This window comes from Pseudomonas sp. S36, from assembly GCF_016647875.1.
Lineage (GTDB): Bacteria > Pseudomonadota > Gammaproteobacteria > Pseudomonadales > Pseudomonadaceae > Aquipseudomonas > Aquipseudomonas parafulva.
On record NZ_JACVVG010000031.1, the window covers coordinates 1 to 26,083 of the forward strand.

Sequence of the window (26,083 nt, forward strand, 5' to 3'; positions counted from 1 at the left end):
CAAGGTGGATTGCGCCAGCATTCAGACTTTGTGGAAGACAGTTGCTCCCACAGGTCCCTGCTAAATACAGGCCTGTGAGGGAGGAATTAGATCAACCGAAGGAAGTCTTCGCGCCAAACTGCCTTGGCCGGCAACGCGACGAAGTGCGGGTTCAGCAGCGACTCCCGCGCCGGGTAGCGGAACGGCAGGCCATCCACCCCAAGCACCTCGCCACCGGCACCTTCCACCACACCCTGCGCCGCTGCAGTGTCCCACTGCGACGTCGGCGCCAGGCGCGGGTAACAGTCGGCGCTGCCCTCGGCCAGCAGGCAGAACTTCAGCGAACTGCCCACATTGGCCAGCTCAAGCGCGCCCACTGCTGCCCCCAGCCCGGCCAGCAGCGCTTCCTGCTGCGGGCTGGAGTGCCGTCGGCTGGCCACCACTGTAAACCGCTCACCCTCAGGCGGGGCCGTGCGCACCTGGATCGGCGCAGCCGCCTGCCCCGGCTCGGCACGCCATGCGCCCAGGGCGCGACCACCAAAATAGCAGCGCCCACTGGTGGGCATCAACACCACGCCAAACACCACCTCGCCCTGTTCGACCAAGGCGATGTTGACGGTAAATTCTTCACTGCCGGCAATGAATTCCTTGGTGCCATCCAAAGGGTCCACCAGCCACCAGCGGCTCCAGCCCTGGCGTTCGGCCAGGGCAATGTCGCAGTCTTCTTCGGACAGCACCGCAATAGCCGGCGCCAGCGCCAGCAGGCCATCGGCAATCACCCGATGCGCCGCCAGGTCGGCGGCGGTCACCGGTGAGTCGTCTGCCTTGTTGGTCACTTCAACGCCCGCGCGCCAGAACGGCAGAATGGCTTCGCCCGCCACCCGTGCCAGCTTCACCACCTCATGCATCAGTTGCAGGTCGTTCATAGCGACAGCAGCCCCCGCTGGATGAGCAGGTCGCGGGCCAGGTACAACGCGGCCAGCGCGCGCCCCTCGCTGAACTGCGGGTGCATGGCCAGGGCCGCAAGCTCGCGCAGGTTGACCTTGTCCACCCCCATCGGCTCCGGCTCGTCGCCCTCCAGGCGCTCTTCGTACAGGTCGGTGGCCAGCACCACCTGGATCTTCTGGCTCATGTAGCCCGGCGACAGCGACAGTTCGGTCAGGTGCTCCAACTGGCGGGCACCGTAGCCGGCCTCTTCCTTTAGCTCACGGTCGGCGGCTGCCAGCACGTCTTCACCCGGCTCGATCAGGCCCTTGGGCAGCGACAGCTCATATTCATCGGTACCGCCGCAGTACTCCTCTACCAACACGGCGTGCTCGGCATCCAGCATGGCCACGATCATCACCGCACCATAACCATTGCCACGGCCCACCAGGCGCTCGTAGGTACGCTCGTTGCCGTTGCTGAAGCGCAGCTGCACGGCTTCGACACGAAACAGGCGGCTGCTGGCGACGATTTCGCGGCTGAGTACGGTGGGTTTCTGGCGCATGGGGCGGCTCCTTGGCGTGAACGGGTTACTATACCGTGGCTTGCCGACTGAACGAGAGTTTCCCATGCCTGTTCTTCCCTGGTCCGCCATCGACACCGTCCTGCTGGACATGGATGGCACCCTGCTCGACCTGCACTACGACAACCGCTTCTGGCTGGACCACCTGCCCCAGCGCTACGCCGAACTGCACGGGGTAAGCCGGGCCATGGCGCAAATGGAGCTGGAGCCGCTGTTCGAGCGCAATGCCGGCACGCTGAACTGGTACTGCCTGGACTTCTGGAGCCGCGAACTGCGGTTGCCGATCCGCGAGCTGAAGCAGGAAATCGCCCACCTGATTGCCCTGCGCCCCGACGCCGACACCTTCCTGGCAGCCATCCGCCAGGCGGGCAAGCGGGTGGTGATGATCACCAACGCGCACCGGGATTCGCTGTCGCTGAAGCTGGAGCGGGTGGAGCTGGCGCCGTATTTTGAACGGCTGATCAGCTCCCACGATTACGGTTTCCCGAAAGAGAACCCGCAGTTCTGGGATGCGTTGCAGGCGGATATCGGCTTCGAGCCAGGGCGTAGCCTGTTTATCGATGACACCCTGCCGATTCTGCGCAGCGCACGGGAGTTTGGTGTCGCCCACCTGCTGGCGGTGCGCCAACCCGACAGCCAGGCACAACCACGTGATACGGCGGAGTTCGCCGCGGTGGAAGACTACCGGGAATTGTTGGCTGGCCTTTAAGGGCCTCGTCGCAGGTAAACCCGCTCCCCCAGGTTTTTGGAAATGCCGGCAAATGCTATTCCTGTGGGAGCGAGTTCACTCGCGAAACTGCACCGCTGATCAGTCAGGAATACGCAGCACCTGCCCTGGGTAAATCTTGTCCGGGTGCGACAGCATGGGCTTGTTGGCCTCAAAGATCTTCTGATACTTGTTGGGGTCGCCATACACCTTCTTGGAAATGGCACTCAACGTGTCGCCCTTCTCCACCGTCACAAAACGCGCAGCCTGTGCCGCAGGCCCGGTAACCGTGATCTGATCTTCAACGCTGGCCACCCCATCGATGTTGCCTGTCGCCAGGATGATCTTTTCTTTCTCTTCCTGGCTGGCCACCTCGCCCTTCAGGATGACCTTGTCGCCCTCCACTGTGGCAGTGATATTGGGGTTGCCCAGGCCGACACTTTCCACGTGCTTCTTCAACTGCTCCTCGGCATTGGCATTGCCGGGGGTCAGCAGATCGATCAACTTCTCGCCTGCTTCCTTCACAAAGCTGAATAGACTCATGACGCTCTCCTTGTTGACGTGAACCCGTTGGACACCGGAGTCTAGGTCAAGACTCAACTTGTCGCTGCACTGCGACCAATCGACGCGGTCTATCACTACATAGACCCTAGCAATTAGACGGCGCCAGCCTGCAAGCCTAGGCTTGTGGCCTCAGAATGCCGCCGATTGCGTCGATCAAGAGCAAGCCCCGATGACCAGCAAGCCCCCGTTCTGCGCGGCCTCATCAGCCTTGGCCATGCCCGCCGCCAGCAACACCTACGATTACGTCCAGCTGGACGACGGCCAGCGTGACACCACCCCCCTGGCTGAAGAAGTGGCCCTGGCCATTGTCTACAACGGCCTGAACCAGGCGGTGATGCTGGTAAGCCCCACCGACCTGGAAGACTTTGCCGTCGGTTTCAGCGTGGGCAGCGGCATTGTTGAAAGCACGGCAGAAATCTATGACGTCAAGTTGTCGGGCAGCGGCGCATCGTTGTACGCCGACCTGGAAATTTCCAGCCGCGCCTTCTGGAACCTGAAAAACCAACGCCGCCAGTTGGCCGGTACCAGCGGTTGCGGCCTGTGCGGTGTCGAGGCGCTGGAGCAGGCGCTGCCAGAACTGACCAAACTGCCTGGCGCCCCGCTGCCACCAGCTGCTTGGCTGGTGAACCTGCGCAAGCGCATCGATGTGTTTCAGCCATTGGGCCAGCACAGCGGGGCGGTGCACGCGGCGCTGTTCATGGACCGGCACGGCGAACTGTTGATGGGCCGTGAGGACATTGGCCGGCACAACGCCCTCGACAAACTGATCGGCGCCCTGCTGCGCCAAGGCATCGACAGCCAGGGTGGCCTGGCCATCGTCACCAGCCGCTGCAGCCTTGAACTGATCCAGAAGGTCCTGCGCGCTGGCATCCAGACCCTGGTCAGCCTGTCCGCCCCCACCGGCCTTGCCCTGCAATGGGCGCGCAAGCACAACCTCAACCTTATCCACCTGCCCAAACACAGTGCACCGCGGGTGTATAGCCCCGCGGCGGAGTCGTAAAAGTCGTGAGCTCGTACCAGCATCTACCGGACAACGCCCCAGCCTCCCCTCCACGCTACAAGCCCTACCACGGCCCCGCCGGTGGCTGGGGAGCGCTGCGCAGCGTGGCCAAGGCCTGGGTTGGCAGTGACAACGCGCTGAAGAACATTCGCGCACTGCTCAAGACCAACCAGAACGGCGGCTTCGACTGCCCGGGCTGCGCCTGGGGGGACTCCCCGGAAAGCGGCATGGTGAAGTTCTGCGAAAACGGCGCCAAGGCGGTGAACTGGGAAGCCACCAAGCGCCGTGTCGACGCCGCCTTCTTCGCCCGCTACAGCGTTACTTCGCTGCTGCAGCAAAGCGATTACTGGCTGGAGTACCAAGGCCGCCTGACCGAACCGATGGCGTACGACGCCGACAGCGACCGCTACCAGCCCATCAGCTGGGACGCTGCCTTCGCCTTGATCGCCCGTGAGCTGAACAAGCTGGCCACCCCCGACCAGGCCGAGTTCTACACCTCCGGCCGGGCCAGCAACGAGGCGGCCTACCTGTACCAACTGTTTGTGCGGGCGTACGGCACCAACAACTTCCCCGACTGCTCGAACATGTGCCACGAGGCCAGCGGCGTAGCCTTGGGGCAAAGCGTGGGTGTGGGCAAGGGCACCGTGACCTTCGACGATTTCGAACACGCCGACGCCATCTTTGTGTGGGGCCAGAACCCCGGCACCAACCACCCGCGCATGCTCGACCCGCTGCGCGATGCGGTAAAGCGCGGCGCCCAGGTGGTGTGCATCAACCCCCTGAAAGAGCGCGGCCTGGAACGCTTCCAGCACCCGCAAAACCCGCTGGAAATGCTCACCAACAGTGACCGGCCTACCAACACGGCATTCTTCCGCCCGGCGCTGGGCGGCGACATGGCGATGCTGCGCGGCATGGCCAAGTTCGTGCTGCAGTGGGAACGCGAGGCCAAAGCCAACGGTGAACCCGCCGTGCTGGACCATGCGTTCATTGCGCAGCACGGGCATGGCGTTGAGGATTACCTGGCCGTGGTCGATGCCACCCCGTGGGAGCACATCCAGGCCCAGGCCGGGCTGCCACTGCACGACATCGAGCTGGCGGCCCGTATGTACTGCCGCAGCAAGCGGGTGATCATGTGCTGGGCCATGGGCATCACCCAGCACCGCCATTCGGTGCCCACCATCCAGGAACTCGTCAACCTGCAGATGCTGCGCGGCAACATCGGTGCCCCGGGCGCAGGCCTGTGCCCGGTGCGTGGCCACAGCAACGTGCAGGGCGACCGCACCATGGGCATCAACGAGCGCCCACCGGTGGCGCTGCTCGATGCCCTCGAAAAGCGGTTTGGCTTTCCGGTGCCTCGCCACAATGGCCATAACACCGTCGAGGCCATCCACGCCATGCTGGACGGGCGTGCCCGGGTGTTCATCGGCCTGGGCGGCAACTTTGCCCAGGCAACCCCGGATACCGAACGCACCGCCAAGGCGCTGCGCAACTGCGAGTTGACCGTGCACATCAGCACCAAGCTCAACCGCAGCCACCTGGTGCATGGCAAGCAGGCGCTGATTCTGCCGTGCCTGGGCCGCACCGATATCGACCTGCCGGCCGACGGGCCACAGGCCGTCACGGTGGAAGACTCGTTCAGCATGGTGCACGGCTCGAATGGGCAGCTCAAACCCCTGTCTTCGCAGATGCGTTCAGAACCTGCCGTTATCGCCGGCATCGCGGCCGCCACCTTGGGCAAGCGCCCGGTGGACTGGCACTGGCTGGTGGCTGACTACGACCGTATTCGCGACCTGATCGCTGACACCATCCCGGGCTTCACCGGCTTCAACCAGCGCATGCGCCACCCGGGCGGCTTTTACCTGGGCAACAGTGCGGCCACCCGCGACTGGAAAACCGCCACCGGCCGCGCCAACTTCAAGGCCAACCTGCTGCCAGATACCCTGCTGGATGAGCGCGTACGGGCCAGCGGCCAAGTGCCGGACCTGATCATGCAGTCGATGCGCTCGCATGATCAGTACAACACCACCATCTATGGCCTGGATGACCGCTACCGGGGCGTGCGTGGCCAGCGCGACGTGCTGTTTGCCAACGAAGCGGACATCATCCGCCTGGGCTTCCAGCCGGGGCAGAAGGTGGACATCGTGTCGTTGTGGGGCGATGAGCATGTGCGCCGTGTGCGCGGGTTCACCCTGCTGGCGTTCGACATACCGGCAGGGCAGGCAGCGGCGTATTACCCCGAGGTAAACCCGTTGGTACCGCTGGAGAGCATTGGCGATGGCAGCCATACGCCCACGTCGAAGTTCATCGCCATCAAGCTGGAACGGGCCGAGGACAACGGCCGCATTGTGTGACGGCCATCAACGAAAAAGCCCTGTTCCGGTGAGGTTCAGGGCTTTGTCATAAAGGTCTATGACCGCCAAAAACAGTTTAAGTTTCATAGCCAATTCAACAACTTACAGAATTGTGTACAACTCGTGCAGCTCGTCGGATTTACGTTGCCAGCCACGCAGGTTACCCGCAAATTCGCCTCGTCCTAACTCTGAGGCTCTCTTGATGAAGAAGTACTCCTCGATTCTGTTGTTGTCTTTCAGCTTGCTCAGCGGCGTTGCCATGGCAGGCGGCACCACCGAGGCCGGCATTGGCGGCGCATTGGGTGGGGTACTGGGCTCAGTCGTTGGCCAGTCCATCGGTGGTAGCACCGGTGGGGCCATCGGCGCGGGCCTGGGCGGTGCGGCAGGCAGCGCGGTAGGTGCCGACAAGCGCCAGCGCGGTGAGGCGGCCATTGGCGGCGCACTGGGTGCAGCGGGCGGCAACGTGGTTGGCCGCTCGGTGGGCGGTACCACCGGTAGCTACATCGGTGCAGCCGCGGGCGGCGGTGCCGGCGGCGCCCTGGGTAACTACATGGGTAACAAGGCCGACCAGGACGACCGCCGTGACCATCGCCGGTACCGTCGCGACTACGACGACCGCCGTCACTGGGACCGCGGCCCGGGCCCAGGCCCGCATTACGGCCACCGCAAGCATGGCCGTCATCGCCACCCTTGATGGCTCAGCCAGGCCGCACTGCAGAAGCCCCGCCCTCATGGCGGGGCTTTTTCGTCAAGGCTGTACCATCAGCGCCGACAACAGCGTGTGCAGCGGCTGCGGCAATGCAACGGGCTGGCCGCTGGCGCGTTCGATGAACACCTGCACCACGGTGCCTGCAGCGCAGGCCTGGGCTTCGCCAGGGCGGTACAGCGCCAGGCGATACTCCACCGTACTGCCAGCCAGGCGCGCCACGCCCAAGCCCACCTCCAGCACATCCGGAAATGCTGGCAAGGCGTAGAAGTCTGCCGAAGCGCTGACCACGAAAGCGGCCAGTTCACCGTCCCGCAAGTCGAGCTCGGCTTGCTCCACCAGGAACGCCTGAATGGCGGTTTCGAAATAGCCATGCACGGTTGCACCGGCAATGTGACCGTTAACGTCACTGTCCTGGGGGCGGGTGAGCACAGGGTGGAAATGGGTGAAGGCGGTGCGCGGAGGGGGTTGGATCATCGGGCTGGCTCATGTCTTGGCAAGGGATGCAGACAGTGAAACAGAAATCCGGGGTAAAAATCAGGGCCGCAAAGCGGCCCCTGATAGTGCGGTACTGCCCAGGTCAGCTTACAGCTGAGGGCCAGCAGCCTTGATGGCGTCGGATACTTCAAACTTCTTGAAGTTTTCGATGAACAGCTTGGCCAGGCCTTTAGCGGCCTCGTCGTAGGCTGCTTTGTCCGCCCAGGTGTTACGCGGGTTCAGCAGCTCGGTGTCGACGCCCGGAACAGCCTTGGGCACGTCCAGGTTGATGATGCCCAGGTGCTCGGTTTCGGCACCCACCAGCGCACCGCTCTGGATGGCAGCGATCACCGCACGGGTGGTCGGAATGTTGAAGCGGTTGCCCACGCCGTAGCCACCGCCGGTCCAGCCGGTGTTCACCAGGTATACTTTGGAGTTGAAGCCCTTGATGCGCTTGATCAGCAGCTCGGCATACTCGCCAGCCGGGCGCGGGAAGAACGGCGCGCCGAAGCAGGTGGAGAAGGTCGACTTGATGCCGCCGCCCGAACCCATTTCAGTGGAGCCAACCAGCGCGGTGTAGCCGGACAGGAAGTGGTAGGCCGCCTGCTCGTTGTTCAGGATCGACACCGGCGGCAGAACACCGGTCAGGTCGCAGGTGAGGAAGATCACCGCGTTGGGCTCGCCGCCCAGGTTGGCCTCGGAGCGCTTGGCAACGTGCTCCAGCGGGTAGGCAGCGCGGCTGTTCTGGGTCAGGCTGACGTTGGTGTAATCGGCATGCTTGTTGTCGTCGATTACCACGTTTTCCAGCACGGCGCCGTGCTTGATGGCCTTCCAGATAACCGGCTCGTTCTTCTCCGACAGGTCGATGCACTTGGCATAGCAACCGCCTTCGATGTTGAACACCACGCCCTCACCCCAACCGTGCTCGTCATCACCAATCAGGTAACGGCTTTCGTCGGCAGACAGGGTAGTCTTGCCGGTGCCGGACAGGCCGAAGAACAGGGTGACGTCGCCGTTTTCACCGATGTTGGCAGCGCAGTGCATTGGCAGCACGTCGGCAGCCGGCAGCAGGAAGTTCTGCACCGAGAACATGGCTTTCTTCATTTCACCGGCGTAACGCATGCCGGCGATCAGTACTTTCTTCTGGGCGAAGTTGAGGATCACGCAACCGTCGGAGTTGGTGCCGTCACGCTCGGGCACGCACTCGAAGTTGGCAACGTTCAGCACTTGCCACTCATCACGGCCAGCAGGGTTGTACTGCTCCGGGTTGATGAACAGGCAACGGCCAAACAGGTTCTGCCAGGCAGTCTGGGTGGTCATCTTCACCGGCAGGTAGTGGTCGGCTGCCGCACCTACGTGAACGTAGGAAACGAAGTGATCCTGGGCGTTGTTGAACGCCTCGACGCGGTCCCACAGGGCATCGAACTTGTCAGCCGGGAACTTGCGGTTGATCGGGCCCCAGGCGATGTCGTCCTGGGTGGAAGGTTCTTCGACGATGAAACGGTCAGCCGGGGAACGGCCGGTACGGTGGCCCGTCTCCACGACCAGTGCACCAGTATCGGCTAGTACGCCTTCACCGCGTTGCAGCGCTTCTTTTACCAGCTCATCGACGCTCAGGTCGGTGTACACGGTGTTGTTGGCTTGCGTCATGAGATACCCCATCCGGCCCGAGGCCGAGTGCTCCAAACGTTTTGTAGTCGTCTCGAAAAAACTACTACAGCGAAAAAAGTGGCCGGATTATGCCAGAAACGCCCAAAAAAAGTAGGCCCCTCCTGTCAGAACCGAGCTTTTGCGCAATTCGACAGGAGATTCTCCTGTAGTGAAACGTTTCAGTGACGAGTTTCTGAGGCCACGTCCGTGCCGCCACCCGCAAAGAGCTGTGCGACATCGTTGGCATCGAAGAAATAGCGCTGGTTGCAGAACTGGCAATCGATCTCCACCGTACCGCCACATTCTTCCACCAGCGCCTTGGCATCTTCTTCGCCAAGGCTGACCAGCGCATTGCCGGAACGTTCGCGCGAGCAGCTGCAGTTGAAGCGCAGCGGCTGCACATCGAACAGGCGCACGGCATCTTCGTGGTACAGGCGGTGCAGCAGGGTTTCGTTATCCAGCGCCCACTCGTCGGCTTTCAGCGTGCTGGCCAGGGCGACCACATGCTGCCAGCTTTCTTCACGCTCTTCGTCATCGGGCTGGCGATCACGTGGCAGTTGCTGCAGCAGCAGGCCCCGGGCCTTGCCGCCTTCGGTATTCAGCCAGAACCGCGTGTTCAGCTGCTGGGACTGAACAAAGTAATTGGTGAAACACTCCGACAGGTTGGCCCCGTCGAGGTCCACGGTACCTTGGTAACGCTGGCCCTTGACCGGGTCGATGGTCAGGGTCAGGTGCCCGTCGGGCATCAGCTGGGCCAGGGTGGCCTCGGCGGCGATCTGTTCGGCTTCGTAACGGGCCATGCCGCGGATGTCGCGCTCGCCAGAGCACTCCACCATCAACAAGGGGATGGGGCCGGCAGAACGCGCCTGCAGAATGAGCAGGCCATCGAACTTGAGCGCGCCGACCAGCAAGGCAGTGGCGGCCATCAGCTCGCCCAGCAACGCCTGCACGGGCGCGGGGTATGGGTGACGCGCCAGCACGGCGGCGTAGCTGTCATCGAGAGACACCCACTCGCCGCGCACGTCGCGCTCGTCGAAGATGAAACGTTGGGTGAAATCGGTATCTGGCAAATCGCTCATGGGTGTCTGGCTATCTGAAAATGATGACAAAATGATTGCGGAGAATTACAAATCCCGCCGTGGGGCGCCTTCGGGCGCTCATTTCCCTATTAGGAGATAGAGGTATCTTATGGACAATCGACCACTGTTCCAAGCGAGGTGGTCCTGGGGACCCTTGGTAGCGTGCACGCTACTGCCCATCGCACTACTGTGTTTCTGGTTGTGGCCTGTTGGCCAGAGCCTGTGCCTGGCATTCGACGAATGGCTGTTCCATACCCTGAACGCGCCGCTGGCCGAGAACACTACATGGCGTTACATCTGGACCGTTGGCAGCTTGCGCCCGTTCGACATCGTCGTGGGCCTGATCCTGCTGGCGGCGCTGATTCGTGGCAACTGGGTGTTCAAGGCCGTGCAGGTTCGCCAGGCGTTTTTTGGTTTTCTGGTCACGCTACTGCTCTTAGTGGTGATTCGTGCGCTGTTTTCCAAGTGGGTGGACGCTGCCGGCTGGCAGCACAACAGCCCGTCGATGATGTTCGACAGCGCTGTGCACCTGAGTGACTACTACCCCAACCTGGAATCCTCCTGGGAACTGAAAGACCGTTCCAGCAAGAGCTTCCCGGGCGATCACGCCTCGGTGCTGCTGATCTGGGCGCTGTTCATGAGCGTGTTCAGCCGCCGCATTGGGCAATACCTGGTGATCTGGGGCCTGGCAGTGCTGTTCATGCTGCCACGCCTGGTGGCGGGCGCCCACTGGGGGCAGGACGACTACATCGGTGGCCTGCTGATGGCTGTGCTGGCACTGGGCTGGAGCCTGTACACACCGCTGGCCGCCCACAGCACTGCGGCGCTGGTGCGTTGGACCGCGCCGCTGTTCAGGTTTGCGGCCAGGTTGCCGCTGATCAACAGGCTGGCGGTAGTGCGCTAGCGTGAAGGGGGCTGCCTGGCGGCCCCTTCAGTCAAAATTGCCATGCAGCTGGTGAATCTGCCGCCGCTGCTTCTTGGTTGGCCGCCCGTCGGTGGTCACGCCTACTGCCCCGGCCTTGCGCAATTCGGCCGCCTGCTCACGGCGGCGGATGCTATCTTCGGTTTCGGCATACAACGTCTGCGCCTCTGGCGCCCCACGGCGCACGGTCGTAAGCGCTTTCACCACTACGGTGCGCTCATCGAACCCGGTGCGCAGCACAAACTCGTCACCCACCCGCGGCTCCTTGCCCGGCTTGCATCGCTCGCCACGGCAGTGCACCTTGCCGCTTTCGATGGCCGCCTTGGCCAGGGCGCGGGTCTTGTAGAAGCGCGCAGCCCATAGCCATTTGTCCAGGCGAACCTTGTCGTCATCTTCGACTTTCTGTGCCATCCCCATACCTCGAATACTGTGTTTCACGGAACTGTACTACCGTAACCATCGGATGCAAAAAATCCCCGTCGTGCTTACAGTTCACTACCTCATCCGCAGGGTGCGTTTTGTGAAGACATTTGATCATCTGACTGTAATCGGCCTGCGCGAATGGGTTGCCCTGCCCGACCTGGGCGTGGCGGGGCTGCGCGCCAAGATCGATACCGGTGCAAGCACCTCCAGCCTGCATGCAACCGACATCGAGCCATTCGAACGCAATGGCGAGCCATGGGTCCGATTTACCGCGCACCTGGGCACGGTGGTGCAGTTGCGTCACCGCCGCTGCGAAGCCCCACTGGTGACCCGAAAAACCATCAGAAGCTCCAATGGCCATGCCCAGACGCGCTATGTGATCCGTACGTCGCTGGCGCTGGGTGACAGGGTGTGGGCGGTGGAATTTACCCTGGCCTGCCGCAAGAGCATGCGCTACCGCCTGTTGCTAGGGTCCAAGGCGTTGGTCCACGGCCAACTTGTGGTCAACCCTGGCGTTAAATATGTGCAGGACAAACCGGCCTTTCCGGCCACCCTCTCTTCATTAACAGGTGCTGCATGAAGATCGCTGTGCTGTCGCGCAATCCGCGTCTGTATTCCACCCGCCGCCTGGTCGAAGCCGGTACCCAGCGTGGCCACGAAATGGTAGTGATCGATACCCTGCGTGCCTATATGAACATTGCCAGCCACAAGCCGCAGATCCACTACCGCGGCAAGCCACTGGAAGGGTTCGATGCTGTCATTCCGCGCATTGGGGCATCGGTCACGTTCTACGGCTGTGCCGTGCTGCGGCAGTTCGAGATGATGGGGGTGTACCCACTGAACGAGTCGGTGGCCATCGCCCGCTCGCGGGACAAGCTGCGGTCGCTGCAATTGCTGTCACGGCGCGGCATCGGCCTGCCGATCACCGGCTTTGCCCACTCGCCAGACGACATCCCCGACCTGATCCAGATGGTCAACGGCGCGCCGCTGGTGATCAAGGTGCTGGAGGGCACCCAGGGCATCGGCGTGGTGCTGTGCGAGACAACCCAGGCGGCCGAGTCGGTGATCGAAGCGTTCATGGGCCTGAAACAGAACATCATGGTTCAGGAATACATCAAGGAGGCTGGCGGCGCCGACATTCGCTGCTTCGTGGTGGGCGACAAGGTGATTGCTTCGATGAAACGTCAGGCCAAGCCAGGCGAGTTCCGCTCCAACCTGCACCGGGGCGGCGTCGCCAGCCTGATCAAAATCACGCCTGAAGAGCGGATTACCGCGATTCGTGCGGCCAAGGTGATGGGCTTGAGCGTGGCGGGTGTGGATATTTTGCGTTCCAACCATGGGCCGCTGGTGATGGAGGTGAACTCATCGCCCGGGCTGGAGGGCATTGAAGTGACCACCGGCAAGAACGTGGCCGGGATGATCATCGAGCACCTGGAGAAGAATGGCGGCCCGAATCAGACCCGGACCAAAGGTAAAGGTTGATGCAAGCCTTTACCGGCCTCTTCGCGGCTGAAGCCGCTCCCACAGGATTACCGCAGCCTTCAGGTTTGTGCAGTACCTGTGGGAGAACGTGGCCGGCATGATCATCGAGCACCTGGAGAAGAATGGCGGCCCGAATCAGACCCGGACCAAAGGTAAAGGTTGATGCAAGCCTGTACCGGCCTCTTCGCGGCTGAAGCCGCTCCCACAGGATTACCGCAGCCTTCAGGTTTGTGCAGTACCTGTGGGAGCGGCTTCAGCCGCGACGAGGCCGGAAGGCCTCAAACAGCATTACGCGGTAACAGCAACCCCAGCGGCAGCCTTACCCGCGCCTCGATCCCACCACCGGACCGATTACGCAGCTCCACATTCCCACCATGCTGCGCCGCGATCCGCTTGACGATCGCCAGCCCCAGCCCGGTGCCTTTGCCACCGCGCGCCCGGTCACCACGAATGAACGGGTTGAAGATGGTTTCCAGCTCCGACTCATCGATGCCGGTACCCCGGTCCAGCACGCTCAGCACCACATACGGCGCACTTTCGTCACCAGATACATAGGCCGCCACCTCCACGCCTTTGCCCGCATGGTGCAGGGCGTTGCCGATCAAGTTGCCCAGCATGCGCTTGAGCGACACCCGGCGTACCGGGAACGGCGGAATGGGCTCCAGGCACAGACGCACGCGTTCTTGCGGCTGGTTGTACGGCGCCACCACCTCACGCACAAGCGCGCCCAGGTCGATTTCTTCCAGGGGCTCATCGCGGCCGTCGCGGATGAACGCCAGGAACTGATCGAGAATGGCGTCCATGTCTTCGATGTCCCGGACCATGTCGTCACTCAGGTCGTTGTCGCTGTCGAGCAATGACAGCGACAAACGCAAGCGTGTCAGCGGCGTGCGCAGGTCGTGGGAAACCCCGGCCAGCATCAACTCACGCTCGCGCCCGGCCTGCTCCACGTCCTCTGCCATCTGGTTGAACGCCTTGTACACCTCGGCCATTTCGCTGGGGGTGTCGCTGATGGGCAAACGCACACTGCGCCCCTGCCCCAGCTGGCGGGCGGCGAAGACCAAGCGCTTGAGCGGCTGGTTGAGCTGGCGCACGAAAATCCAGGCCGACGCCGTGGACAACAGGCCGATGGCCAGGAACCAGCCCAATACGTTCCAGATTTTCTGGCCGCGCAGCGGGTGTGGGTACAGCGGCACTTTCAACCAGCCAGGGCCCAGGCTGGGGGCGTTGACCCACAGCGCCGGTGGCGCATGAATGCGCAAACGCACCTCGGTGTCTTCGCCCAGCTCGGCCTGCATCTGCCGCTGGTAGATTTCGCTGTACGGCCAGTGCTGCTCGCCCTCGGGCACGCCCGAGCCGGTCACCCGGATAAGGCCTGCCGCTTCGGCGATCTGGTCGCGGTTTTCTTCATCCGCCGCCCAGTAGGCGCGCAGTGTCAATGCCACGCCATGGCTGTACTGCCGGTCGACCAGCACGTCCTCGTTCATCAACAGGTAGACCAAGGTGAGTGCCTTGGAGAACAGGACGACGATCAGGACCAGCCACAGCGTGCGGGCGAAGAAGCTTTGCGGAAACCACAGAGGGGTTTTCATTCAGTGGCTGACATCATTTGCCGGCATTGCCATCCGGTACGAATACATAGCCCACGCCCCAGACCGTCTGGATGTAACGGGGCTTGGACGGGTCGGGCTCGATCATGCGGCGCAGGCGCGAGATCTGCACGTCGATGGAACGTTCAAGCGCATCCCACTCGCGGCCACGGGCCAGGTTCATCAGCTTGTCGCGGGTCAGCGGCTCGCGGGCGTGCATCACCAGCGCCTTGAGCACGGCGAATTCGCCGGTAGTGAGCATGTGCACTTCGTTGCCGCGCTTGAGCTCGCGGGTGGCCAGCGACAGCTCGTAGTCACCGAAGGTGACCGACTCGTCTTCGCTGCCCGGCGCACCCGGCACGGTAGGCGCCTGGCGGCGCAGCACGGCCTTGACCCGCGCCATCAGCTCGTCCGGGTTGAACGGCTTGCCCAGGTAATCGTCTGCCCCCAGCTCCAGCCCCTTGATGCGGCTGAGTTCGTCACCCTTGGCGGTGAGCATGATGATGGGGATTTGGTTGTTCTGCTGGCGCAGGCGCCGGCAGGCGGACAAGCCATCCTCGCCAGGCAGCATGAGGTCGAGCACCACCAGGTTGAACACCTCGCGTTGCAGCAGGCGGTCCATCTGTTCGGTGTTCGGCACCGCACGGGCGCGATAGCCCTTGCTGGTGAAGAAACGTTCCAGCAGGCTGCTGAGCCCCGGATCGTCATCGACGATAAGAATCTTTTCACCTTCAGCGGTGTTTGGCGTGCCGGTCATGAATAACTCCTCTGGTATCGCCGCGCATTATGGCGTAGCCGTTGTAGCGCGTGCCGTGAGCATTGTTAGCAGATTTTTCCCCGGGCGCCAGTTCCCGCTGGCGGCGGGCCATCACCGCAAGCCGTTTGCGATGGGTATAATGCGCCGCTTTCATCCAGCGCCGCCGGGCGAAAAGCCCACCGGCGACCCGTATTCAAGAATGTCAGGTGGTTTACATGGACAGCATCAACAGCCGTATCGCCGAGGAACTGGGCGTGCGCCCCCAGCAGGTCGAGGCGGCCGTGGGCCTGTTGGACGAAGGCTCTACCGTGCCCTTCATCGCCCGTTACCGTAAAGAGGTGACCGGCAGCCTGGACGACACCCAGCTGCGCCACCTGGAAGAGCGCCTGCGCTACCTGCGCGAACTCGACGAGCGCCGTGCCAGCATTCTTGGCAGCATCGAGGAGCAGGGCAAGCTGACCCCGGAGCTGGCCCGCGAGATCAAGCTGGCCGACACCAAGACCCGCCTTGAAGACCTGTACCTGCCGTACAAGCAGAAGCGCCGCACCAAGGGCCAGATCGCCCTGGAAGCCGGCCTGGGCGAGCTGGCCGACAGCCTGTTCAACGACCCGACGCTGGTGCCGGAAGACCAGGCCGCCCGTTTTGTCAGTGCCGACAAGGGTGTGGCCGACACCAAGGCTGCGCTGGAAGGCGCCAAGTACATCCTCATGGAGCGTTTTGCCGAAGACGCCGCGCTGCTCGACAAGCTGCGCAGCTTCCTCAAGCACGAGGCCGTACTCACGGCCCGCGTAGTACCCGGCAAGGAAGAGGAAGGCGCCAAGTTCCGCGACTACTTCGCCCATGACGAACTGCTGCGCAACGCCCCCTCGCACCGTGCCCTGGCCATCTTCCGCGGCCGCAACGAAGGCGTGCTCAGCGCCTCGCTCAAGGTTGGCGAAGAACTGCCAGGCACCCTGCACCCGTGCGAGCTGATGATTGGCGAACACGTGGGTATCGAGAACCGCAGCCGCCCGGCAGACAAGTGGCTGGGCGAGGTGGTGCGCTGGACCTGGAAGGTCAAGCTGTACACCCACCTGGAAACCGACCTGTTCGGCGAACTGCGCGATAACGCCGAAGGCGAGGCCATCAATGTCTTCGCCCACAACCTGCACGACCTGCTGCTGGCCGCACCAGCCGGCCCACGCGCCACCCTGGGCTTCGACCCGGGCCTGCGCACCGGCTGCAAGCTGGCCGTGGTGGATGCCACCGGCAAGCTGCTGGACTACGCCACCGTCTACCCGCACGCGCCGAAGAACGACTGGGACCGCACCCTGTCTGTCATGGCCGCCCTGTGCGCCAAGCACTCGGTGGAGCTGGTCGCGATCGGCAACGGCACCGCCAGCCGCGAGAGCGACAAGCTGGTGGCCGACCTGGTCAAGCAGTACCCGGCACTGAAGATCACCAAGGTGATGGTGTCCGAGGCCGGTGCTTCGGTGTACTCGGCGTCGGAACTGGCCGCGCGGGAATTCCCGGACCTGGACGTGTCGATCCGTGGCGCTGTCTCCATCGCCCGCCGCCTGCAGGACCCGTTGGCCGAACTGGTCAAAATCGACCCAAAATCCATCGGTGTCGGCCAGTACCAGCACGATGTGTCCCAAATCAAGCTGGCCCGTGGTCTGGACGCCGTGGTCGAGGACTGCGTGAACGCCGTGGGCGTGGATGTGAATACCGCTTCGGTGGCCCTGCTGACGCGTATTTCCGGCCTGAACGCCACACTGGCGCAAAACATCGTTGCCCACCGTGATGCCAACGGCCCATTCGCGACCCGCGCGGCGCTGAAAAAGGTCAGCCGCCTGGGTGAGAAAACCTTCGAACAGGCCGCAGGCTTCCTGCGCGTCATGAACGGCGACAACCCACTGGACGCTTCTGCCGTGCACCCGGAGGCCTACCCGCTGGTGCAGCGCATCGCCGCCGGCACCGACCGTGACATCCGCTCGCTGATCGGTGACAGCAGCTTCCTCAAGCGCCTGGACCCGAAGAAGTTCACCGACGAAACCTTCGGCCTGCCGACCGTCACCGACATTCTGCAAGAGCTCGACAAACCCGGCCGCGACCCGCGCCCCGAGTTCAAGACCGCCACCTTCCAGGATGGCGTCGAAGACCTCAAGGACCTGGAGCCGGGCATGATCCTGGAAGGCGTTGTGACCAACGTCACCAACTTCGGCGCGTTCGTTGACATCGGCGTGCACCAGGATGGCCTGGTACATATTTCGGCACTGTCGGAAAAGTTCGTCAAAGACCCTCGCGAGGCGGTCAAGGCGGGCGACGTGGTCAAGGTCAAGGTCATGGAGGTGGATATCCCGCGCAAACGCGTCGGCCTGTCCATGCGCATGGGCGACACCCCGGGCGAAAAGGTTGAAGGTGGCCGAGGCAACGGCGGCAACCGTGGCAATGGCGGCAACCGCCAGCAGCAGGCCCCGCGCCAGCGCGAAACGGCAACCGCTGCCCCGGCCAACAACGCCATGGCGGCGCTGTTCGCCAACGCCAAGCAGTTGAAGAAGAAGTGATGGACGTCCCGCGCGAGTACGTCGAAAGCGCCTTCAGCCAGCTGCTGGGCTGCCGCCTGCAACACCTGGAAGCGGGTGTTGCCGAAGTAGCCCTGGCGCTGGAGCCACACTTGCGCAACCGTGGCCAGAAGCTGCATGGCGGGGCGATTTTCAGCCTGGTGGACATCGCCATGGGCCTGGCCTGCTCGGCCAGCCATGGCTTTGACCAGCAGAGCGTCACCCTGGAGTGCAAGATCAACTACCTGCGCGCCGTCAGCGAAGGCGAGGTGCTCTGCATCGCCCGTGTGCTGCACGCCGGGCGGCGCACCCTGGTGGTCGACGCCGACGTAGTCCAGGGCGACAAGCGGGTGGCGAAGGCGCAAGGAACCTTCGTCGTCATCTAGCTCACAAAGCAGTATCTGCGGTATTTTCCAGCAGTGCGCTGGCACTGCTGGGGCCGTGTAAACCAGGCGACAACGCCAGTTCCTTTCTTCCTACCCTTGTAGACCGTTATCTCTACCCCCATATTGGGGCGACTGACGCGTGAAGGAATACATCTTGAGCGAACTCCTCAACCGCCGCCTGAGCCTGCTCGGCGCAAATCTTCCCCTGCTCAAGCAGTGCCTGCACGGTATTGAGCGCGAATGCCTGCGCGTGACCGACCAAGGTCGCCTGGCCCAGACCCCGCACCCGGAGGCGCTGGGCTCGGCCCTCACCAACGAGCGGATCACCACCGATTATTCCGAGTCGTTGCTGGAGTTCATCACCCCCGCACTGCCCGACCCCGCCGAAGTCCTGGAAAACCTCGAGCAAACCCACCGCTTCGTCTACAGCAAACTGGGCGAAGAGTACTTGTGGAGCCCGTCGATGCCGTGCTCGCTGCCGGCCGAGGAAGACATCCCGATCGCCGAATACGGCACCTCCAACATCGGCAGGCTCAAGCACGTGTACCGCAAGGGCCTGGCCCTGCGCTACGGGCGCACCATGCAGTGCATTGCCGGTATCCACTACAACTTCTCGCTGCCCGAGGCGCTGTGGCCGCTGTTGCGCGATGCCGAAGGCAGCAGTGAAAGCGAGCGCGACTATCAGTCGTCGGCCTACATCGCGCTGATCCGCAATTTCCGCCGTTACAGCTGGCTGCTGATGTACCTGTTCGGCGCCTCCCCGGCCCTGGACAAAGGCTTCTTGCGCGGCCGCCCGCACCAGCTCGAAGAACTGGATGCCGATACCCTGTACCTGCCCTACGCCACCAGCCTGCGCATGAGCGACCTGGGTTACCAGAGCAATGCCCAGGCGGGCCTCACGCCTTGCTACAACAACCTGGCCAGCTACACCGACAGCCTGCGCAAGGCAGTGGGCACCCCCTACCCACCGTATGTGGAAGTCGGTACCCACGTGGACGGCGAGTGGGTGCAGTTGAACACCAATATTCTGCAGATCGAGAACGAGTACTACTCGAACATTCGCCCAAAACGCGTCACCTATACCGGCGAGCGCCCGATCCAGGCGCTGGCTTCGCGTGGCGTGCAGTACGTGGAAGTACGCTGCCTGGACATCAACCCGTTCCTGCCGGTGGGCATCGACATCAGCGAAGCACGCTTCCTCGACGCCTTCCTGCTGTTCTGCGCGCTGGATGACAGCCCGCAGCTGGGCAACAGCGAATGCACCCAGTGCACCAGCAACTTCCTGAAAGTGGTCAAGGAAGGCCGTCGCCCAGGGCTGGAACTGCAGCACAATGGCCAGCCGGTCAGCCTGGCTACCTGGGCCAGCGAACTGATCGGGCAGATTCGCCCACTGGCCGACCTGCTGGACCAGGCGCACGGTGGCGACGACCATGCCAAGGCCCTTGACGCCCAGCAAGCCAAGGTCGAAGACCCGGCCCTCACGCCGTCTGCCCAAGTGCTTGCCCGCATGACCGAGCATGACGAAAGCTTCGTGGCGTTTTCCTTGCGGCAAAGCCGCATCCACGCCGAAACCCTGCGCGAGCAGCCGCTACCGGTCGAGCGCCAGCAGGCGTTCGAAACCCTGGCCCGCGACTCGCTGGCAGAGCAGTCCCGCCTTGAGCAGCAAGAGGTGGGTGACTTCGACCTGTTCGTGGGCGCTTACCAGGCGAGCATCCTGGCGATCAGCAACTGATGAGCCGCAGCAGCACCCCACGCAGGCCCCGCGCCAGCAGCCAGGCCCGGATCGACGCGATCCTGGCTGCTGCGCGCGAGCTACTGGCAGGCGAAGGGGTTGCTGCACTCTCGATCTACAGCGTGGCGGAACGTGCGCAGATTCCGCCTTCGTCGGTGTACCACTTCTTCGCCAGCGTGCCGGCATTGCTCGAAGCGCTTACCGCCGATGTGCACCGGGCATTCCGTGAAGCCCTGAGTGCGCCCATCGACAGCAGCGCATTCACCACCTGGCACCAGCTGTCGCGGCTGATCGAACAGCGCATGCTGGGCATCTACCACCAGGACGCCGCGGCCCGTCAGTTGATTCTGGCCCAGCATGGGCTCAGTGAAGTAGTACAGGCCGACCGTCAGCACGACATGGAGCTGGGCGAACTGATGCACCGCCTGTTCGACCGGCACTTCCAGTTGCCGAGCCTGCCAGACGATGTAGAGGTGTTCGCCCTGGCCATGGAGCTGAGCGACCGGGTGTATGCCCGGTCGATGCAGTTGTACGACCAGATCACCCCACGCATGGCCGAAGAAGGCATGCGTGTGTTCGAAGCCTACATGTCCCTCTACCTCCCGCCGTTCCTGCCACCGCGCAAGGCGAGCTGAGCACATACATCTACCACCGGCTGAACCGTCGCGATGCTTTCAATGGGTGCACCACATGCCACCCCATAGGGACCATCGCCCATGCCCACCTCCTCCGCCCAGCCGGGCCTCATCAAGACGCTCCCCGCCTCGGCCCTGAACGCCGTACCCGAACACCTGGCCGGCAAAAGCAACGTGCTCACCGCTGCACAGCCGGCCCTGGCCGCCTGCACCAAGCAGCTGCGAGACCTGTTCGGTCAGGCGCCCAGCCTGCGCCAGACCTTGCTCGACACACTGCAGGCTGAATTGGGGATAGACCCAACCCACTGCGGGCTGTGTGATGGCGCCAACCAGACCACCTTGCTTTCATTCGCAGCCCGCCTGCTGGCGAACCCGACGTTCACCAACCCGTTTGCCAGCTGGACAACGTGGGGCTTTGCAGAAGGCAGTGATCACGCCCGGATGACCGCCGCCGACTGGTTACGCCACCTGGGGCCGCTGGCAAACACCGCCAGGCTGCGGGCCACCCGCAGTTACTGGGCTGCCCGCATGCCGGGTACTGCCGTTTCACGGCAAAGCCATGCAAGCACCCTGCTGCGCGAGCATTTCGAGCACAGCCTGGACATTGCCTACGGGCTGGGAAACCTGGCAACCAGTGCCTGGCTCACTGCAAGGCAAGCCAACCCACGCTTCGCTCAACTGCAATGGCAACCCGCTGGCGCGCCAACGCTGAGCAGTGTTGCGGCGATGGTTGTAGAGCCTGAACCCGAAGCAACCGGCTGGCTGCTGTACATGCCAGGGCTCACAACCAGCACTGTGCTGTTCAGCGACCTGAAGCGCCTGCGTACCTGGGTATTCGAGAACCGCCACACCTTCTGGCCGGACCCGCGGTGGCCCATCACCCTGGGCAGCAGCGACGATGTACTCATAACGCCGCTGCACGGCGAAGGTTTCAGCGCACTGATGGCAGAAACCCTGGCGCAGCACCAGGGCCTTATCGACCATCACCTGCTGCAGTCGTGCCAAACCAGTGCCACGGCCCCACTGGACTGGACAGCCCTGCAAGCCTGGGAGAACCAGCGAAACGCCATCGTGGCAGAGGCTTTGCCCCAGGACCTGGCGGCACGGATCGCCCAGGTATGCGCCGACGACGCCGCCATGGCCACGCAAGAGGTGCATTTCGCCTGCCTTGAGGAACACCTGCCCATCAGTTGGCGGCAGCAGCGTGTCGAACAGCAGGAGGCGCTGCTGGAGGGATACCTGGCAGGCGACACCGCGCCGACCTCGGCCAAAGTGACACAGCTGCGCGAACAACAGGCGGCACAGGACCTGGTGAAAACTACGCTGGACACCTACCTGCTCGCCCTGCCTGAGCCCGTGAGCAGCGCCGTGCTGCACCAGCAGGCCAGCGACAAGACCAGGCGCATGCAGATTGCAGAGGGGCTATGCCAGGCGCTGCTGGCCGAAGCACGGCTGCAACACACGCTGGGCGAGCTGACGGCTGCCCACCTTGGCTGGGTGGAACACCTTGTCAACAGGCCGGAGCCAAGCCTGCAAAGACCGGTACAGGTGCGTGCGCTGGCAGTGATCAGCGCCGGCCAGCGCTGGGTATTGAGCGGTTATATCACGGTGCGTGAACTGCCCGCTGAGCCCGCCCTGGAGCAGGACCCAACGCTGCTGCTGTACCGCCCAGGCCAACGTGGCGGGCTGCTGGCGTTCGCTGACGAACCGGCACTTGAACGCAGCCTGCTGGCTACCCTGGACGGCGCATGGCCCGATGCGCTGCTGGAGGCCGCCCACGCCAGCGATGGCGTGCCGCTGCACTCTAGGCTGAGCAACGCGCCCACCTTCGCATTCGAGCATCCGCCCGTCGATGGGCACTTCATGCTGCAATGCGTTGACGCCATCGCTGCCTCCCTGCCCGCTGACACTTCACGCGAACAGGCGCGTCAGCGGCTGTGCATCAGTGAACATCGCGCCAGGTTGACCGCCTTTGCACGGTTCGCCGAGAAAAACCGCAGCAGCCACTTTCAGCACAACCTGCCTCGGTTGAGCCACCTCGATGCCCAGCAGATCGCCGCAGTGGCTGCCCAGATCGAAACACTGCAAGCGTCACTGCGCACCGCTACCGGCCTGCTCACGTCGAGCCTGCCACCACGCGATCAATTTACCCGCCAACTGCTGAGGGACCATTTGCGCACTGCATTCGGTGTGCAGGATGCCGGGCAGATCACCCTCGACATCGCTGACAGTGTCACCATGAACAAAGAGGTGACCGGCCAATCGGCCGCCGGTGGTGCGGGGGCGCGGGACGTACCCGTGTTCAGCACGGCGCGCAGTGATGTGCCACTCGAAGCCTTCATCATGGTGGCGCTGGATGAACAGCGCCGCCTGCGCCTGGGCAATGCCACGGTAAAGTTCGAGCCTGCGAACCCTTATCTGGCACAACGGCTTACGCCAGCGCGCATTGCCGTGCTGATTACCGAACTGGATGCCGCTGGCCGCTTCGAAACACACATCGCCCAAGCCTATCTGGGCTTCGAACATGAAACGCCCTGGCAGGTGGCCTGGCGCCAGGAAACCCTGCGTGCCCCATACGAGCATCGCCTGAAGCTCCTGCTGCTAAGTCGCCCCGCCAGCCTGGATGCCAGCGGCCAGCGCATGCTCGAAACGTTCTACAGCGAACAGGTGACTATAGGCACAGACAGAACCCTCGCCTACCACTCGCTGGAGTTGAAGCCAGGTGTGGCGGGCGATGGCTCGAGCAGCAGTGTCGGCCTGGCTGGGATTGCGCTGGTGCAAGGCACGGCAGGCCCGGTGCTGCTCTACATGCCGGAGGCTCCCAACGGCAAGGCCATCAGCCAGTACCCAGACAGCAGTGCGGCATGCAAAGCGCTGCAGACCATGGCCTTGGACAGCGCCATGGCCCGCTACCTGGCCGAGCAGACCTTGACCGGCAACCCGGATGAGCATGAGCAGTACATCAATGCCGCGCTGCAGGCAGGCTTCAACGGTTTCATCGGCGTGGGCATCGCGCTTGCGCCGAGCCTGCCAACCTACGAGTCCCGCCAGGGCATGGGGGCGCTTATACGCCATCATCGCGCCACCTCTCGCAGCCAGGCTGACCTGGCCCTCGCTGCGCCACAGGTTTTTGACCGTTACTTTTTCATGGGGCTGCGGCTGGTACTCGGTATATTGCCCGGCGCGGGTACCGGCCTTGCGCTCTACGACGGCTGGCAGGCGGCTACTGCTGCGGTCACCGCTTTCGAACAAGGCAACCTGGAAGACGGCCTGACGCACCTCGTCAGCCTGCTGCAGTCGATCAGCGACGCAGTGCTGACCATGGCTCCGCTGGTTGTGGCCACTGGCAAGCCTGCCATCACGGCGCGGCTTCTGGCCCAGCAACGTCAGCGCCTGCAACCCCTGCGCCCGGTGAGCGGAACACCCCTCCCACCCCTCGGTGCCTTCAGCGGCTACGAAACCGACGTGCCCAGCGGCCCGATGGTGCGTTGCAGCCTTCCCCAGGGCGCCGGGGTATTCGAGCACACGGCGACCCAGCAAACCTACATCACCCGCAACACAGCCTGGTACGCAGTCGAATGGGATGCTGCTCACCTGACCTGGAGGCTTAAACCCCAGGGCATACGCAGCTATCGTCAGCCTGTGCGGCTCAGCGAGCAAGGGGTCTGGGAAACGCCTGGCCGCCTCAGTGGCCTATTGGTGGACAGCGGCCTGCGCGGGGGCGGCGGTGCACTTACCTCGCTGTACAACCGTGGCGTCGCCTACTGGCGCATGGCGATGCGCGCCCAGCCCCGGCGCCTTACCGGCCTGGAACTGGCCCACGACATCAATGACGAGCTCATCCGCAGCCGGCCCCGCCTGGCGCAGAAGCAGGCGGCCTACCGTGCGGCGGTGGAGGCTGTGGGCGAAGGCAGGCAGCCCACCGAGGGGCAACGGGCTGCCTACATCAATGCACGCACGCAACTGGCCGAAGAACTCCAGGGCAACGTGGCGTTCAACGAGCGGGCCGTGGCGCGCCTGCGGGAGCAACGTGCCACGCTGGCTCGGGCAGACTACGTACGCTTCAAGGCCCTGTGCGAAGAAAACATTCTTGAGATGGCGGTGCTGGACATGCACCTGGTGTCGGACCGCTTCACCCTCGCCACCCAGCAGGTCAAGCTGGCGTTCAGCGCCATTCAGGCACTGCCTGGGTCTACCACACACACCTCGGTCGCCAAGCGCCTGACCCAGAATTCACTGGCGGCAAGCAAGGAGATGGTGCTGACGCTGATGGAGGCGGAGCGCCTGGCCGCCAGCCATCAGGTACGGCGCACCACCTTGCAAGGTAATGCTCTGAGCACCTACATGGCCCGCGTGCAGCAGACCGGCCTGGTGCTGGACCTGACCAACACCCGCGTGGTCAGGGCGTCGATCCTGTCGATGATCCTGTTCAAGGCAAGCGCGGTGGAGCACCCGCGCATGGGCGCCTTCATGACCCACTTCCATGAACAGGGGGTGGCCCTGCGCAGCACCCTGTACAGCCAGGTACAGCTGCCGCAAGCGCGCCTCACCCGGGCCCAGGAGCGCACGTTCCTCAGCCACGCCAGAAACCGCTACGGGCGCTACCTGAACCACCTGACTGCCTGGGAAGACAACTTCACGGACTTGCTGGCGCCTGCAGAAACCTCGTCGTTTCGCCACCTCATGCGGGAAATGATCGACGAGATCGACGTCAACCTCGCCAAGGCCAGCTTGCCCCGCCCTTCTACCGACCAACCCCCGCGGGGCGCGAGCCGCCCACGCTTGTTCGAGACGGTGGAAGGCCCCTTGATCGGTAACGCGTTCGTCGAGCGCGGCCAGACGCGCATGCGCATCAACCAGCCCAATTCCGAACAGGCCCACACTGTTTACGTCAAAAGCGAGACAGGCCCATGGCAACAGGTAGCTGAAGAGCCCTGGATGCCCACGCAACCCCTACCCTCGCTGCTTGAAACCGCCAGCGCCCGCCTGAATGCCATCGATCAGCAACGGGCCAGGCTGCACCAGTACCAGAAACCGCAAACCCTCCCGGTAGACCTGGAAGACATCGCCGAAGGCCACGCCCAGCAGCTGCGATTTCTGGGCGAGAGCATCCGGCGCAAGGCGGGTACTGCGTTCAACGCCAGCCACCTGGCGCTGACCCAGCAGCTGGACACCGCCGCAGCAGAGATGCATGCACTGGGCCGGCAACTGCGCATAGCCCAGAGCAAGGCAAGCAGCAAGCCGACAGTGGCTTACCTGGAGTACCTGGTGGAACAGCAGGAGGTGGAGCTTGGCTGGTCGCGCACGCTGAACCCGAAACGGGACCGCAAAGGCAACCCGGTGGAATACCTGGAGGAATACCGCATAGTGGACCGCACCAGCGGGCAGCCGCTGTGGTATGCGCACTTTCACTTCCGACACAAACCGGCAAGCGGCTTCACCCGCCTGGAAGCAGGCCACCTGAAACTGGCCAGCGAACGGGACCTGGGGGAAGGGGCCTGGCGCGCGGCCATGACTGAGGCCCAGGCCAACAAACTGTTCGGCAGCCTGCGCCCGGCTGGCTGACAAATGCCGCATCACCCGGGCTGCCTGACA

Annotated in this window: 21 protein-coding genes; 12 read left to right on the top strand and 9 right to left on the bottom strand. The window is 63.5% G+C overall.

The genetic code is table 11. The features are described 5' to 3' along the window. Window positions 1-86: 86 nt before the first annotated feature. Both cysQ and nudE read right to left on the bottom strand, forming a co-directional pair. The gene (gene cysQ, locus IAE36_RS16895) at window positions 87-905 is read right to left on the bottom strand and encodes a 3'(2'),5'-bisphosphate nucleotidase CysQ (protein ID WP_201213579.1); all 819 of its coding nucleotides are present in this window, start codon (window positions 903-905) and stop codon (window positions 87-89) included. Continuing rightward, the gene (gene nudE, locus IAE36_RS16900) at window positions 902-1,468 is read right to left on the bottom strand and encodes an ADP compounds hydrolase NudE (protein WP_028635341.1); all 567 of its coding nucleotides are present in this window, start codon (window positions 1,466-1,468) and stop codon (window positions 902-904) included. The genes cysQ and nudE overlap by 4 nt, the downstream gene beginning before the upstream one ends. Before the next feature lie 64 nt (window positions 1,469-1,532). Between nudE and yrfG the strand changes: the two genes are divergently transcribed. Further along, on the top strand, window positions 1,533-2,195 hold the full coding sequence (yrfG, locus tag IAE36_RS16905) for a GMP/IMP nucleotidase (protein WP_060482804.1): 663 nt from the start codon (window positions 1,533-1,535) through the stop codon (window positions 2,193-2,195). Window positions 2,196-2,294: 99 nt separating this feature from the next. Here yrfG and lysM read toward each other — a convergent pair whose 3' ends face one another. Beyond that, entirely contained in the window at window positions 2,295-2,735 is a 441-nt protein-coding gene (lysM, locus tag IAE36_RS16910; RefSeq protein WP_201213580.1) for a peptidoglycan-binding protein LysM, read from the bottom strand. A 190-nt stretch (window positions 2,736-2,925) separates the two neighbouring features. Between lysM and fdhD the strand changes: the two genes are divergently transcribed. From fdhD to IAE36_RS16925, 3 genes are all read left to right on the top strand, one after another. Further along, window positions 2,926-3,756: a formate dehydrogenase accessory sulfurtransferase FdhD gene (gene fdhD / locus IAE36_RS16915; protein ID WP_201213581.1), complete on the top strand. Its 831-nt coding sequence runs from the start codon at window positions 2,926-2,928 to the stop codon at window positions 3,754-3,756. 5 nt (window positions 3,757-3,761) lie between these two features. Next, on the top strand, window positions 3,762-6,107 hold the full coding sequence (locus IAE36_RS16920; RefSeq protein ID WP_201213582.1) for an FdhF/YdeP family oxidoreductase: 2,346 nt from the start codon (window positions 3,762-3,764) through the stop codon (window positions 6,105-6,107). A 202-nt stretch (window positions 6,108-6,309) separates the two neighbouring features. Next, entirely contained in the window at window positions 6,310-6,801 is a 492-nt protein-coding gene (locus IAE36_RS16925; RefSeq protein WP_028635346.1) for a glycine zipper domain-containing protein, read from the top strand. Between the two features lie 54 nt (window positions 6,802-6,855). On the opposite strand, the gene IAE36_RS16930 is transcribed toward IAE36_RS16925, so the two are convergent. The 3 genes from IAE36_RS16930 to hslO all read right to left on the bottom strand — a co-directional run bounded on the left by IAE36_RS16930 (window position 6,856) and on the right by hslO (window position 10,019). After that, on the bottom strand, window positions 6,856-7,290 hold the full coding sequence (locus IAE36_RS16930; protein WP_201213583.1) for an acyl-CoA thioesterase: 435 nt from the start codon (window positions 7,288-7,290) through the stop codon (window positions 6,856-6,858). 108 nt (window positions 7,291-7,398) lie between these two features. Further along, window positions 7,399-8,940, bottom strand: coding sequence for a phosphoenolpyruvate carboxykinase (locus tag IAE36_RS16935; protein WP_201213584.1), 1,542 nt, complete (start codon window positions 8,938-8,940; stop codon window positions 7,399-7,401). Between the two features lie 179 nt (window positions 8,941-9,119). Beyond that, window positions 9,120-10,019, bottom strand: a complete 900-nt coding sequence (hslO, locus tag IAE36_RS16940) for an Hsp33 family molecular chaperone HslO (protein WP_201213586.1) — start codon at window positions 10,017-10,019, stop codon at window positions 9,120-9,122. Between the two features lie 109 nt (window positions 10,020-10,128). On the opposite strand from hslO, the gene IAE36_RS16945 reads away from it, so the two are divergent. Further along, window positions 10,129-10,923 (top strand): phosphatase PAP2 family protein, encoded by a 795-nt coding sequence (locus IAE36_RS16945; RefSeq protein WP_028635350.1) that lies wholly within the window; start codon window positions 10,129-10,131, stop codon window positions 10,921-10,923. A 27-nt stretch (window positions 10,924-10,950) separates the two neighbouring features. Here IAE36_RS16945 and IAE36_RS16950 read toward each other — a convergent pair whose 3' ends face one another. Next, entirely contained in the window at window positions 10,951-11,352 is a 402-nt protein-coding gene (locus IAE36_RS16950; RefSeq protein ID WP_201213588.1) for an RNA-binding S4 domain-containing protein, read from the bottom strand. Between the two features lie 109 nt (window positions 11,353-11,461). Between IAE36_RS16950 and rimB the strand changes: the two genes are divergently transcribed. Both rimB and rimK read left to right on the top strand, forming a co-directional pair. Then, window positions 11,462-11,944 carry a retropepsin-like aspartic endopeptidase RimB gene (gene rimB / locus IAE36_RS16955; RefSeq protein ID WP_028635352.1) on the top strand — a complete coding sequence of 161 codons (483 nt, stop codon included), beginning with the start codon at window positions 11,462-11,464 and terminating at the stop codon, window positions 11,942-11,944. Next, window positions 11,941-12,846: a 30S ribosomal protein S6--L-glutamate ligase gene (gene rimK, locus IAE36_RS16960; protein ID WP_012316721.1), complete on the top strand. Its 906-nt coding sequence runs from the start codon at window positions 11,941-11,943 to the stop codon at window positions 12,844-12,846. The genes rimB and rimK overlap by 4 nt, the downstream gene beginning before the upstream one ends. Before the next feature lie 278 nt (window positions 12,847-13,124). On the opposite strand, the gene IAE36_RS16965 is transcribed toward rimK, so the two are convergent. Together IAE36_RS16965 and ompR are read right to left on the bottom strand one after the other, a co-directional pair. After that, window positions 13,125-14,438 carry an ATP-binding protein gene (locus IAE36_RS16965; RefSeq protein WP_060482954.1) on the bottom strand — a complete coding sequence of 438 codons (1,314 nt, stop codon included), beginning with the start codon at window positions 14,436-14,438 and terminating at the stop codon, window positions 13,125-13,127. 13 nt (window positions 14,439-14,451) lie between these two features. Then, complete coding sequence (gene ompR / locus IAE36_RS16970) at window positions 14,452-15,192, bottom strand: osmolarity response regulator transcription factor OmpR (RefSeq protein ID WP_028635354.1); 741 nt, start codon at window positions 15,190-15,192, stop codon at window positions 14,452-14,454. Window positions 15,193-15,407: 215 nt separating this feature from the next. Between ompR and IAE36_RS16975 the strand changes: the two genes are divergently transcribed. The 5 genes from IAE36_RS16975 to IAE36_RS16995 all read left to right on the top strand — a co-directional run bounded on the left by IAE36_RS16975 (window position 15,408) and on the right by IAE36_RS16995 (window position 26,053). Continuing rightward, complete coding sequence (locus IAE36_RS16975; protein WP_201213590.1) at window positions 15,408-17,738, top strand: Tex family protein; 2,331 nt, start codon at window positions 15,408-15,410, stop codon at window positions 17,736-17,738. After that, window positions 17,738-18,121, top strand: a complete 384-nt coding sequence (locus IAE36_RS16980; protein WP_060482956.1) for a PaaI family thioesterase — start codon at window positions 17,738-17,740, stop codon at window positions 18,119-18,121. The genes IAE36_RS16975 and IAE36_RS16980 overlap by 1 nt, the downstream gene beginning before the upstream one ends. A gap of 154 nt (window positions 18,122-18,275) precedes the next feature. Beyond that, entirely contained in the window at window positions 18,276-19,853 is a 1,578-nt protein-coding gene (gene gshA / locus IAE36_RS16985; protein ID WP_201163832.1) for a glutamate--cysteine ligase, read from the top strand. Further along, window positions 19,853-20,488, top strand: a complete 636-nt coding sequence (locus IAE36_RS16990; RefSeq protein ID WP_201213591.1) for a TetR/AcrR family transcriptional regulator — start codon at window positions 19,853-19,855, stop codon at window positions 20,486-20,488. Before gshA ends, IAE36_RS16990 begins: the two co-directional genes overlap by 1 nt. An 81-nt stretch (window positions 20,489-20,569) precedes the next feature. Next, window positions 20,570-26,053, top strand: coding sequence for a hypothetical protein (locus IAE36_RS16995; RefSeq protein WP_201213593.1), 5,484 nt, complete (start codon window positions 20,570-20,572; stop codon window positions 26,051-26,053). Window positions 26,054-26,083: the final 30 nt, after the last annotated feature.